Source organism: Ruegeria sp. BHSA118 (genome assembly GCF_059613405.1).
Map to the genome: position 1 here is coordinate 1 of NZ_JBXWSM010000099.1, position 11591 is coordinate 11591.

Sequence of the window (11591 nt, forward strand, 5' to 3'; positions counted from 1 at the left end):
GCCAAGACGTTCGAGGATATTGGACATGATTTCTTCGGTGAAGGGCGCGTTTCGTAACCCATCGCCGGTTCCGTTCAAGCCGACCACCAGGCCGTAACCCACCAGATCGTTGCCCCGCACACCGTCAAAATCCACGAGGTCCTTGAGACGGATTGTCCCAGCCCAAGCCATGCCGGGAAGGAGAATCAGGAGAAAAATCAGCGCCCTCATCTCAGAAAGTTCACCAGCGACAGGTTCGCATTGCGAACGGTTACGGAATACAGGCTTTCCAACTGAAATTGCACCGTTTGCAATTTCGCTGCCGTCTCATAAGGATCAGCCGCGATCAGTTCGTTCCGGCTGAATTCCAAACTGGTTCGGGCCGACGAATTGCGTGTTGCCGCCTCTTCGATGCGGGCTTCGGCCGCCCCGACCTTTGCCCGGAGCTTGACGGTCGCATCCTGTGCGTTGGCCAGATCGACCCCTAATCGCGTGAACAAAGCGGTGCGTTGATCGGGCGAAAGTGCCAATGCGCTGTCGGTGGCCAGCGCCGCAACGGCGACATCCCTGAGTGCGGTCTTGAACGCCGGGTCCGTTGCCGTGATCGGCAGCGTGACGCTTTCGTTCTCCGAGATCTGCATCGGAGACAGGGTGCTGCTTGACCCCTGATAAATCACGGCGTCGAAACCGGCTGGGTCATTGAACCAGTTTTCTGCCGCCAGCCTGATATCAGCGACCGTGGCAAGTCCCGTCAACTGCGATTTCAGCGCCGTCAAAAGATCGTTCGAAGATTGCAGGGGTGACACATCGGTGGCGGTGCCGGAAAACAGGCTGCGCCCTCCTACGCGCGTGTTCAGTGCCGAAATCATCGTGTCCAGCTCATTCTTCGCCTGTTGGGACGCTTGTTCATGATTGACGGGCTGATTGGCGGTTCCGTAAGCCAGCAAAGACGCGGTCATGTCTCCGACCGAATCTCCGAAGGTTTTCAGGCTCAGTTGCATGGTATCGGTGAACAGGGCCGCTTCGGATGTTGCGATGCCAAAGGCGTCGAGTCTGGCGAGGCTGCGGTCGAGATCCAGAATTTGCGAATAATCCCCGCCAAGCCGCTCCGAGACGTCCTGTACCCGCCCGGTGGACATTTCATAAGACAGGGTTTCGATCTGGGTTTTGATATCTGTTGCGCGGGTTCGCAAGGTCATTCCTCGTGCCAAATCGCCGATAGAAGTGATATTCATGGTCACAACCTCAGAAGAGTTTCCATAAGCTCGTCAACAACCGAGATGACACGAGCGTTTGCGGCGTATGTCTGTTCGACCTGCATGAGCCGTTGTAGTTCCTGATCGGTATCCACGCCCTGCGCGGCCTCGATCTGCGCCATTTGCTGCTGAAAGCTGTTTGCAAAAGTCTTGCGTTGATCTGCGGCATGGGCGTGTGCGCCCGCTTTCGACAACAGGGCCTCGGTCAACTCGGCAGCGCGCATGTTTCCCGTGCCGAACAGCCCGCCGGATACCGGACGTGCGTCGTTCAATATGTTCCCGAACGCGCGTAGTTGAGCAGCCTGCCCGGGGTCACCCGGAGTTGCGGCACCCAGACCCGCGCGCAGTTTCCAACTGTCCCCGCCATTGTCGGGGTCTACACTTAAATTGAGTGAAATCCGTGATGCAAGCCCGACAACAGATGCAGGATCAAATCGGTTGCCATCGTCGGTGAACAGACCAGGAGCTGTCGCAAGAGCCGACGAATCCAAACCGGGCGTTTCAAATCGTTCAATCAGGTCCCTTGCAACCGAGTCGAGCTGAACCTGCGCGTCGACTGCCAAGTCGTCGCGGATGGTGAACTGCGCCATCAGTGCCCCGCCGCGGATTTGAGCGTTATCTTCGCTTGTCCGTACCGGGTTGCCGTTCATCTCCAGACCGGACAACAGACCATTTGCCACGGTCATGTGAGGCTTTGTTTCGCCGGTCGTAGAAAAAGTGAACTCCGAGGCCGTGCCTTCCAACAGGATCAGCCCGCCCTCCGAGTACAGGGATACCTGATCATTGGCGCGAGGCACGACATTGACCGGGATCAGGGTATTGACCTGGTCGATCAGGACGTGCCGCTGATCCAGCAGGGCACCGATGTCACCGCCAGAGTTTTGAATGGCGGGAATCTTGGCGTTCAGGTCTTCGATATCTTTCAGAGTCTGATTCAGGGTTTCGATCTGAGCGCCAATTTTTCGATCGGCATCCGAGCGTGCCTGGCGTACGCCTTCGGACGCTGCGTTCAGCTCGTTGGTCAGATCGCGGGCCGAGCGTGCAACCTGATCCAGCCGTTCGATCGAGTCAGGCAGGCTGGCCGCGGTGATAAAGGCGTTTTCCAACGAGGACAGACGGGTAGACAGCGAAGGGCCGTCATCAGGAGAGCCCACCAGCTGTTCGAACCGTGCGTGAAAATCTGAAACGTCCGACCGAAAGGCGAGTTCGGCATCAGACAAACGTCTGTTAGCGGTCAAAACCGGATCCTGATGCCGGATCACGCCTACGGTGCGTACGCCATTTCCGGATATTGGGCTTGTCGCAAGTTCCAGGGACCGGCGCGCATAGCCGGGGGTCAGCGCATTCGCGATGTTTCCGGACACCACAGCGGCCCCGCGACTGGCCGCAGTCAGCCCGCCCAATGCGTTATTGAGTGCTGTCGACATGTTCATGAGGCCGCTCCTTTCTTTGGGTCAGAGCTGGATCAACGTTTCAGGTTTGTCGTTTCCTGCAACATCTCGTCCACCGTCTGGATCACCGTGGCGCTGGAGGAGTAAGCACGTTGCGTCTGAATCAATGAGGTCAGCTCGGTCGCCACATCCGTGGTGGATTCCTCACGCGCGAAAGAAACAAGATCCCCGGTCGGACCTTCGCCCGCATTCCACAGAAAGAACGTACCGCTTTCCCGTGACGGCTCGTAGGTTTGGCTGTCCAGCGCGGTCAGGCCGTTAGGATTGGGAACGTCAGCAAGCGGGATTTGGAACATGCGGCGGTTAACACCTGTATCATAGCGCGCGTAGACATAGCCGTTTTCGTCCACCTGAACGCTGGTCATGGTTCCCACGGCAGAGCCGTCGCGTGTGATTGAAACCGGCGCAAAGGTGTCGGATAGCTGGGTTATGCCGTCGGTATCCCCGATCTGGCCGATATTGATCTCCATCGGTCCGCCGGCAACGTTGACCATGACACTGCCCGTTGCTGGATCATAAGCACCGCCTGAAATAGGTGTCACGCTTGCGAGGGTTCCCCCGGCCGTTCGGTTGTCGGTGAATGTCAGCCTGTATTCCCCCACGACGGCCCCGCCAGAGGCTGAATCGCGCAGTACCATCCGCCATTCATTGCTGCTGCCGGTTGCGGGAACGGTCGGGATCAACTGGATATCGACGCTTTCAGACTTGCCGAGATTGTCGAAATACTTGACCGACAAAGGTTGAATGTCGCCCGGCGCGCCCGCATCTGTTGCCGTGGCCGGAAGGTTCATACGCAGTTTCATTTCCGTGGTTGGAGAACCCGAAAGCTGATTCACGCTGAGCTGAATGGGTACAAGCGCGGAGGGTGTATCGCGCGAAACCGGTGGAATAGTGCCATCAGATGCCGCGGGCCAGCCCAGAAGAACAAGGCCGGATTCGGTAACCAAATACCCTTCTTCGTTGGTGCGGAAGGACCCGGTTGTTGTCAGCAGCATCTCGTTCGAATTATTCCCGATCTGCGAACTGGGGCGCACAGGCAACATGCCGCGCCCGCGAACTGCCAGATCGGTTGAGTTGCTGGTCGTGACCAGGGGCCCGCGTTGATCAATCATGCGCTGGCTTGTCGTCCGCACGCCGCCTGCCGAATAGCTGCCACCCTGGCCCGACGTGACCATTGAATGAAAATCCGTCTCGACCCGTTTATACCCGTAGGTTGAAGAATTCGCGATATTGTCGGAAATCGTCGCCAACCTGTTGGCGTTGGCTTTCAGCGCCGCCACACCGGCATTGAGCGAAGAGGAAATGGTCATGGGTGCGCCCTTCTGTTGCGTCCGTCTTTGATGCAACAGGTAACGCGCTGCCCCTTAACAGCGCGCTAACATGTAAAATACGCTCTATCATTTAGGGCTGGCGCAGAAAGATCACTTCGATCCTGTTGTTCCGCGCAGCCATGGGATTGTCGGCGAACAATTCTCGGTCTGCATGGCCCGTAACACGATCCATCCTTTGTGCCGCAACGCCCTTGTCCTGCAGCAACTGACGCAATTTTTGGGCCCTTGCCGTGGACAATTCCCAGGCTGTGTTGCGCGCCTGCACAACCGGAGACGCACTGACATGCCCTTCGACGGCGATCGAATTGACGACAAGATCCGATGCTCGGGCGATGATCAGGGCCAAGGACCGCAGAAAGATGGTTGGCTTGTCAGAGCCCGATTCGAACAATGCCTGATCGTCGGTGTCGAACAGTTCCACCACCAATCCTTCATCCGTGACCCGTGTGACGATATGCTTGAGCAGTTTGTCCGAGACCTCGCTTTCACCCTTGCGCCCCAGCAGTTGCGCCTCCAACGTAGAGAAATCTTCCTTGTCTCCTTTGCCGCCGCCCTCGGCATTCACTCCGATCGAGCCACGGGCCTGATGCGATTCAGTCGGGTGCGTGGTCGTGGCACCCTGACCGTCCCGCAGCAGCACTTCTTCTGACAGCATGCTGTCGCCGCCAAACGCCCCGTCCCCGCCGCCGGATTCCGGGCTTAGCGGGATTGTTGGCGCGAAGTAATCCGCCAACCCTTTTCGTTGCTGTTCCGTTGTTGCGTTCAGCAGCCACATCAACATGAAGAAGGCCATCATAGCCGTCACAAAGTCGGCATACGCGACTTTCCACGCGCCACCGTGATGGCCATCGCCACTTGATGAACGCTTCTTCTTGATGATGATTGGCGCCGCATTGGTTTGCGCACCCATCTCCACCACCTTTTTATCACCCGACTATCGGAATAGCAGTGCAGGTCTTAAGGCGGCCTTAATACTTAAAACTGTTCCGAGTTCACTGACGCGGCAGGCCGGCCGAGGCACGGCGCAGAATCAGGGACAAGCGGTTAAAGCTGTTTTCAATTCCTTCGGAATCGGGTTTGCCGAAAAACGTGTCCAACTCCTCATGAACGCGCACGGCCTGATCCAAGAGCGGGTCTGACCCTTCTGAATACAGCCCGGCCTTTATCATGACTTCGGATTGTTCGTAGCTGCCGATAAGTTTGCGGGTTTCGTTGATCATCTGGTTCTCGGCCTCTGACGCGGCCTCTGGAAGGCTGCGGGATACGGATTTGCTGAGGTCAATGGCCGGGAAGCGCCCGCGTTCTGCAATCTCGCGGCTGAGTACGATATGCCCGTCCAACACACCGCGCAGAATGTCGGCTATGGGTTCATCCATGTCGGAACCCGCGACCAGGACGCTGAACACGGCGGTGATATCACCCTGCTCCTGCGTGCCGGGGCCTGCGCGTTCACTCAGATTGGCAATCAGGGGGGTGACAGAGGGCGGATAGCCTCGGAGCGATGGGGCTTCGCCCATGGCGACGGCGATTTCACGATGCGCTTCCGCGAAACGGGTTACCGAATCGGCCAGAAACAGGACGTTCAGCCCCAGATCCCGCAGGAACTCTGCCGCCGACATGGCCGACCACGCGCACCGTCTGCGCGCCAATGCAGACTGGTCGGACGTCGCGGCGACAACGATAGTGCGCTTCATGGCTTCCGGGCCAATGGCACGGGCAACAAACTCGTTCACTTCACGCCCACGTTCACCGACAAGAGCCACCACAACCACGTCAGCCTGCATGAAGCGCGCCAGCGTCGACAGCAGCGTCGATTTCCCCACACCTGATCCCGCAAACAACCCAACGCGTTGACCGCGTACAATCGGCAGCATGGTGTTGAGAACCGATAGTCCGGTGGCCATCCGCTTTCCCAATGGCTTGCGCGCCACCGCAGGCGGGGGGGCTTGCATGATGTTGCGATCCTGTGGCCCGTTCAGCAGAGGTTTTCCGTCCAGCGGTTTGCCAAACGGATCAATGACGCGCCCAAGCCAGTGCAATGCGGGCGCGAAACCCGGCGAGGGATCAAGGTACACACGGTCCCCGAGGCTGGCACCGTCCGGGGCGGAACCCGGTATCATGTGGATATGGTCTGCACCGACATGCAGCACTTCACCGGCCAGATCGGGCCCTGCGCGCCGCCGCAATGTAAGCAAGTCTCCGATTCGCGCATGTTCGTTCAAGCCACTGATCTCGATCAACCCTTGTGCGACGCGGCTGACCAAGCCCACGTGGCGGATCGAAGTCATCCGATCGAATTCATGTTTCAGAAGCATCGGGTCGAGATCAGACATCTTGGGTTCTCCAATTGGGTTCTGAAAACGGTTTCTAAAGGAATCGGGGTTAAGCCTTGATTGAAATTGATCGAGGGAGAAGCCCCGATGTTCTATGACTTGAACGTCCTTAAGACCGCGTACGCAATGGCAACCCATGCCGGGCAACGACAGGCGGTGATTGCGCGCAACATGGCCAATGCGGATACGCCGGGCTACCAGCCGCGCGATATCGAGCCCTTCCATAAAGCACTTGAAACCTCGGGACGCGAAGTGACCATGATGGCCACGCGGCGGGGTCATCTGAACGGCGGTACAGGTGCGCAGCCCTGGGCAGAGCACCAGGCCGCTCCGTCGGGTGATCCAAATGGCAACGGCGTATCGCTTGAAGAAGAGATGCTGAAATCGGTCGAGGTCAAACGACAGCACGACCGCGCGTTGGCGATCTACAAATCCTCGATGAACATCCTTCGCACCAGTCTGGGACGTGGTTAAGGAGGCCGGGGATGAGCGATTTTTCCCACTCACTTGCGGCATCCGCCAGCGCCCTGCGTGCGCAGGCAGCCCGTCTGCGTCACGTGTCCGAAAACATATCGAATGCGGATACGCCCGGGTACCGGCGCAAGACGGTGCCGTTTGAGACCATGGAAAACGATGGTCAGAACGTGGTGCAAGCTGGCCGCGTAAAGCTTGACCGACGCGACCTGACACGAATTTTCGACCCCGGTCACCCGATGGCAGATGCCAGTGGTCACTATCTGGGATCGAATGTCGATCTGATGATCGAAATAGCCGACGCGCGTGAGGCGCAGCGGAGTTACGAAGCCAACCTCAAGATGTTCGATCAAACACGGCAAATGTCGTCGTCGTTGATGGAACTGCTCAGAAAATAAAGGACAGCCAGAATGGACATCCGATCCTTGACCGCCGCGCAGAATTATGCCGGCGCCCGTCCTGCAACCCAGGCCGACCCAGATCACTCGGGAATGGTGCAGGGGCTGAAGACAAGTTTTCAGGACTTTGCATCCACGTTGAAACACAGCGAGCAGTTGTCGCAGACCGCGATGGTAGGGCAGGCCGACCCGCACGCGCTGGTGCAGGCGCTGGCACAGACCGAACTGGCCGTTGAGACAGCTGTGATCGTGCGCAACAAGGTGGTCGAGGCCTATCAGGAAATCCTGCGGATGCCGGTCTGATACCATGCTGAGCGAAGGTCTTTTCTATGACATCGTGCGTCAGGCTCTCTGGATCGCCGTCATCACATCGGTCCCGATTCTGGCAGTTGCTCTGGTATCAGGCCTGATCGTTGGTCTGTTTCAGGCCCTGACGTCGATACAGGAAATGACGCTGACCTTTGTTCCCAAACTGATCGCCATCGTCGTCGTGTTCTGGATCTCGATGGGGTTCATGACTCAGACCCTTGTTACGTTTTTCACCCGAACACTTGTTCCATTGATCGCAGGAGGTCGCTGATGGACACCGCCTATGTCACCCTGTCCCGCCAGTCCGGGCTGATGAATGAAATGCGCCTGGTGGCAAATAACATCGCAAATGCCACCACGACCGGCTATCGCCAGCAGGGGCTGGTGTTCTCGGAATACATTCGAGATATGCCGAACAGCCCCTCCCTTTCCATGAGCCGGGCCGAGGCGCGAAATTCGTCAATGCAACAAGGCGTGCTGACGCAAACCGGCGGGCAATTTGAATTTGCCATCGAAGGCGACGGGTTCTTCATGGTCGAAACCCAGAACGGCAACCGGCTGACGCGGGCTGGCAGCTTTTCTCCCAATGCCGATGGCGATCTGGTTTCAATGGATGGTGCGCGCGTGCTCGATGCCAATGGCGCGCCTGTGTTCATCCCGCCTGATGCAGCGTCAATCGATGTCGGCAGCGACGGAACGATGAGTGTCGATGGTCAACTTCTGGGTCAGCTGGGCGTTTTCAACGTCGCCGACACGAACGAACTTGTACGCGAAGGAAACACTCGTTTCCGCACCGACGGTGCAATCGAGCCGGTCGACGAGCCGGTGGTTTTGCATCGCTTTCTCGAAGGGTCAAACGTGAACGCGATTCAGCAAGTGACCCGTTTGGTGGAAATCCAGCGCGCCTATGAGCTGGGGCAAAGCTTTCTTGAGAGTGAAGATGAGCGCGTGCGTGGAGCACTCAAGGCGCTGATGCGCTGATTTGGATGAGGAGAATTAGACATGCGGGCCCTTAAAATTGCCGCCACCGGTATGACAGCGCAACAGATGCGGGTCGAGACGATCTCGAACAACCTCGCGAATATGAACACCACCGGCTACAACGCCCGACGGGCCGAATTCGCCGACCTGCATTATCAGCAGATGGCGCGGGCCGGCACGGTGAACGCGTCGGACGGAACGGTTCTGCCCACGGGTATTCAACTGGGTCTGGGTGTGCGACCCGCAGCGGTGACAGTGCAATTGGAACAAGGGGCCTTGTCGGCCACCGGGAGCGATCTGGATATTGCAATTGAAGGTCGCGGGTATCTGGAGGTGACCTTGCCCAGCGGTCAGGCCGCGTATACGCGCGATGGCAGTTTGAAGCGGTCGGCAGAAGGTCTGATCGTCACCTCTGACGGGTTTTCGGTTTCGCCGGAAATCACCATCCCCGACGATGCGCGTTCTGTTTCGATCAATGCGTCGGGCGAGGTCTATGCATATTTTGACGATTCCCCCGAAGGTCAGTTGCTTGGGGAGTTTACGCTGGCCAGTTTTTCGAATGCAAAAGGCCTGGAAGCCGTCGGAGGCAATCTGTTCAAGGAAACCGAAGCTTCCGGCGCTCCGGTACTGGGTACGCCGGGCGAAGACGGTCTGGGAACTTTGCGGCAGGGTTATCTGGAAGACAGTTCGGTTGACGCCGTTCGCGAAGTTACCGAGCTGATCGAAGCGCAACGCGGCTATGAGATGAATGCCAAAGTCATCACGGCGGTGGACCAGATGATGAGCGCGACAACGCAGGTACGGTGATGCGACATCTGGTTCTTTCTCTGGCGCTGCTGGCGCCAATTGCCGCCCAGGCTGACATTGTGGTGCCGACACGCACGATCCGGGCCAAGGAAGTCATTTCTGCGGCCGATCTCGAGCTAAAGCCAACAGATGTTGCCGATACAATTTCAGATCCTGACCTTCTGATCGGACAAGAGGCCCGGGTGGCGCTTTACCCCGGTCGGCCAATTCGCGGCTCTGATATTGGGCCACCTGCCATCGTGGATCGAAACGATCTGGTCGTGCTGGTGTTCAGCAGTCAACCCTTGTCGATCACCACTGAGGGCCGGGCCTTGGGGCGCGGCGCGGCGGGGGATCGCATTCGGGTCATGAACCTTTCATCCCGAACAACCGTAACAGGCCGAATCCGTCCGGACGGTCAAATCGAGGTACAGTGATGCACGGATTGCCAAAAACCCTTGTCCTGACGGCTTTTGCCTTGTCCGCATGTGGTCGAATGGATCATTTGGGCAAACCGCCAAGTTTCACGCCCAACGAGGATTCCCCGGAACAGGTCGCAATGTTGTGGCCGGGTTTGCCATTGCACACCCAACCCCAGCGAAACGTCGACCGGTCCTCTTTGTGGAGCGGCGGGCAGCATTCGCTGCTGGGCGACCAGCGCGCGATCAAGAAAGGTGATATCCTGACCGTTGTCATCGAGCTGGACGAGAAGGCCGAAATTTCGAACAACACCAGACGATCTAGATCTGGTTCCGAAAACCTTGAAGTACCCAGTCTCTTCGGTCTGCCTCAGCGCGTGCAAAAGAACCTGCCCCAGGGCGCATCGCTGGATGAAGCCGTTTCGATTGAGGCGGATTCCTCGAGCTCTGGCCGCGGATCCGTCAGGAGAAACGAAAAACTGACTCTGCGTGTTGCCGCAACAGTGCTTGATGTGTTGCCGAACGGAGTTCTTTCAATATCGGGATCCCAGGAGTTGCGGGTCAACTTCGAGCTGCGAGAGCTTCTTGTGACGGGATATGTCCGCCCGCAGGACATCTCGCGGCAAAACGAAATAACCTATGACAAAATCGCGTCGGCGCGCGTGTCATATGGTGGCAGAGGGCAGATAACGGATGTCCAGCAACCCCGCTATGGTCAGCAAGTTCTTGATTCCCTTTTGCCGTTCTGAGGTGAGATCGTGGTCGCGAAATTGATTCCCGTGATTTTTCTGATTGTTGGACTCGGCGCGGGTATTGGCGTGGGTCTTGTTCTTGCACCTGCAAAGAAACCTGAAACTGCCGTTACCGAAAAAGAAGCAGTCAAAGAGGACAAGGCGGCCGGCAAAAAAACAGGGAAATCAAAGGAAAAAGGCGAGGGGGAGAGCTTTGGTTATCTGAAAATGACCAAGCAATTCGTCGTCCCCGTTGTAAAAGACGACCAGATCGAAGCCATGGTAACGCTGTCGCTGAGCCTTGAGGCGAACCCGGCCATTTCAGAAACCTATTATGCAATCGAGCCTAAACTCAGGGATGGCTTTCTTCAGGTTCTTTTTGACCATGCAAACACGGGTGGTTTTGACGGGGCTTTTACAGAATCCGGGAACCTGGATGTATTGCGGAATTCCTTGCTGGAAGTGGCGCGCAAAGAATTTGGCGACGACGTGTCCAAAGTGCTGATCCTGAGCGTAAACCGACAAGATAGCTGACACTGGCCGGCCCGATACTTCGGGTCGGTCAAGCTATGGCCCGAAGTGCTTTTTGGCATTTGCTTTTCGGTTTGCCTGCTGAACTTTCTTCCGCAATGTTTCCACCGCTTGTTTTCGCCCAAAGGCAGCACGTAAAGCTTCCATTCCGGCCAGTTTCTGCGCGCGCGTTCGTGCCAGTTGCAGGTTCAATTGTCTCCGCGTCGCGGACTCCCAACTATTCCAGAGAACGTCGGTCCCTGAAACCTGATAGCCTTCGACCTTGGTGCTGTCTTGGCGCGCCTGACGGAGTTGACTGTCCAATATGGCAAGTTGCTGCTTGATCCGCGCCTCAGCCTCCAGGACCGGTCGTAGCGCTTGAAATTGCTTCTGAAACGCTGCGTTGGTCACTTTTTCCAGATCGGGTAATTGCGTGTGAGTCATCGAACTTGCTCCTTCGCGCGTTTTCGCATCGCTTCGGCAAACCGGATCGCGGCGGCAACAGGACGATAGTGCTCTTCGGCGATCTCCTGACCTATGTCCACGGTCGCGTGAAGTGCGCGCGCTGTGGGAGGGTCTGAATGGATCGGAACGCCTGCTTGTGCTGCGGCGGATCGGATGGTGGCGGCGATT

The 11591-nt window shown here is 57.5% G+C and carries 17 protein-coding genes; 9 read left to right on the forward strand and 8 right to left on the reverse strand.

The features are described 5' to 3' along the window. The 6 genes from AC2FNN_RS19995 to AC2FNN_RS20020 all read right to left on the reverse strand — a co-directional run. Nucleotides 1-210, reverse strand: a 210-nt coding sequence (locus AC2FNN_RS19995) for a flagellar basal body P-ring protein FlgI (RefSeq protein WP_496760189.1), incomplete at its 3' end; no start/stop codon positions are given. Beyond that, nucleotides 207-1214, reverse strand: coding sequence for a flagellin (locus AC2FNN_RS20000; RefSeq protein WP_496760190.1), 1008 nt, complete (start codon nt 1212-1214; stop codon nt 207-209). The genes AC2FNN_RS20000 and AC2FNN_RS19995, both read right to left, overlap by 4 nt. A gap of 2 nt (nt 1215-1216) precedes the next feature. Beyond that, nucleotides 1217-2668: a flagellar hook-associated protein FlgK gene (gene flgK, locus AC2FNN_RS20005; RefSeq protein ID WP_496760191.1), complete on the reverse strand. Its 1452-nt coding sequence runs from the start codon at nt 2666-2668 to the stop codon at nt 1217-1219. A gap of 32 nt (nt 2669-2700) precedes the next feature. Then, nucleotides 2701-3996 (reverse strand): flagellar hook protein FlgE, encoded by a 1296-nt coding sequence (locus AC2FNN_RS20010; RefSeq protein WP_171635632.1) that lies wholly within the window; start codon nt 3994-3996, stop codon nt 2701-2703. 91 nt (nt 3997-4087) lie between these two features. Continuing rightward, complete coding sequence (locus tag AC2FNN_RS20015; protein WP_496760192.1) at nt 4088-4927, reverse strand: flagellar motor protein MotB; 840 nt, start codon at nt 4925-4927, stop codon at nt 4088-4090. Nucleotides 4928-5009: 82 nt separating this feature from the next. Further along, nucleotides 5010-6305 carry a FliI/YscN family ATPase gene (locus AC2FNN_RS20020; protein WP_496760203.1) on the reverse strand — a complete coding sequence of 432 codons (1296 nt, stop codon included), beginning with the start codon at nt 6303-6305 and terminating at the stop codon, nt 5010-5012. Between the two features lie 132 nt (nt 6306-6437). On the opposite strand from AC2FNN_RS20020, the gene AC2FNN_RS20025 reads away from it, so the two are divergent. Genes AC2FNN_RS20025 through AC2FNN_RS20065 form a run of 9 tightly spaced genes read left to right on the forward strand, consistent with a single transcriptional unit; the run spans nt 6438 to nt 10982 of the window. Continuing rightward, entirely contained in the window at nt 6438-6824 is a 387-nt protein-coding gene (locus AC2FNN_RS20025) for a FlgB family protein (RefSeq protein WP_496760193.1), read from the forward strand. A gap of 11 nt (nt 6825-6835) precedes the next feature. Continuing rightward, complete coding sequence (gene flgC, locus AC2FNN_RS20030) at nt 6836-7222, forward strand: flagellar basal body rod protein FlgC (RefSeq protein WP_496760194.1); 387 nt, start codon at nt 6836-6838, stop codon at nt 7220-7222. A gap of 12 nt (nt 7223-7234) precedes the next feature. Then, on the forward strand, nt 7235-7525 hold the full coding sequence (gene fliE / locus AC2FNN_RS20035; RefSeq protein ID WP_496760195.1) for a flagellar hook-basal body complex protein FliE: 291 nt from the start codon (nt 7235-7237) through the stop codon (nt 7523-7525). A gap of 4 nt (nt 7526-7529) precedes the next feature. Further along, entirely contained in the window at nt 7530-7802 is a 273-nt protein-coding gene (locus AC2FNN_RS20040; protein WP_496760196.1) for a flagellar biosynthetic protein FliQ, read from the forward strand. Further along, nucleotides 7802-8512: a flagellar hook-basal body complex protein gene (locus AC2FNN_RS20045; RefSeq protein ID WP_496760197.1), complete on the forward strand. Its 711-nt coding sequence runs from the start codon at nt 7802-7804 to the stop codon at nt 8510-8512. Before AC2FNN_RS20040 ends, AC2FNN_RS20045 begins: the two co-directional genes overlap by 1 nt. 21 nt (nt 8513-8533) lie before the next feature. Further along, nucleotides 8534-9319 carry a flagellar basal-body rod protein FlgG gene (gene flgG / locus AC2FNN_RS20050; protein ID WP_496760198.1) on the forward strand — a complete coding sequence of 262 codons (786 nt, stop codon included), beginning with the start codon at nt 8534-8536 and terminating at the stop codon, nt 9317-9319. Beyond that, nucleotides 9319-9735, forward strand: coding sequence for a flagellar basal body P-ring formation chaperone FlgA (flgA, locus tag AC2FNN_RS20055; protein WP_496760199.1), 417 nt, complete (start codon nt 9319-9321; stop codon nt 9733-9735). The genes flgG and flgA overlap by 1 nt, the downstream gene beginning before the upstream one ends. Continuing rightward, nucleotides 9735-10466 (forward strand): flagellar basal body L-ring protein FlgH, encoded by a 732-nt coding sequence (gene flgH / locus AC2FNN_RS20060; protein ID WP_171120216.1) that lies wholly within the window; start codon nt 9735-9737, stop codon nt 10464-10466. Before flgA ends, flgH begins: the two co-directional genes overlap by 1 nt. 9 nt (nt 10467-10475) lie before the next feature. Beyond that, nucleotides 10476-10982 carry a flagellar basal body-associated protein FliL gene (locus AC2FNN_RS20065; RefSeq protein ID WP_496760200.1) on the forward strand — a complete coding sequence of 169 codons (507 nt, stop codon included), beginning with the start codon at nt 10476-10478 and terminating at the stop codon, nt 10980-10982. A 33-nt stretch (nt 10983-11015) separates the two neighbouring features. Here AC2FNN_RS20065 and AC2FNN_RS20070 read toward each other — a convergent pair whose 3' ends face one another. Both AC2FNN_RS20070 and AC2FNN_RS20075 read right to left on the reverse strand, forming a co-directional pair. Then, nucleotides 11016-11369, reverse strand: a complete 354-nt coding sequence (locus tag AC2FNN_RS20070) for a hypothetical protein (RefSeq protein WP_496760201.1) — start codon at nt 11367-11369, stop codon at nt 11016-11018. A gap of 29 nt (nt 11370-11398) precedes the next feature. Continuing rightward, nucleotides 11399-11591: EscU/YscU/HrcU family type III secretion system export apparatus switch protein (locus AC2FNN_RS20075; RefSeq protein ID WP_496760202.1), on the reverse strand; the 193-nt coding region annotated here is incomplete at its 5' end.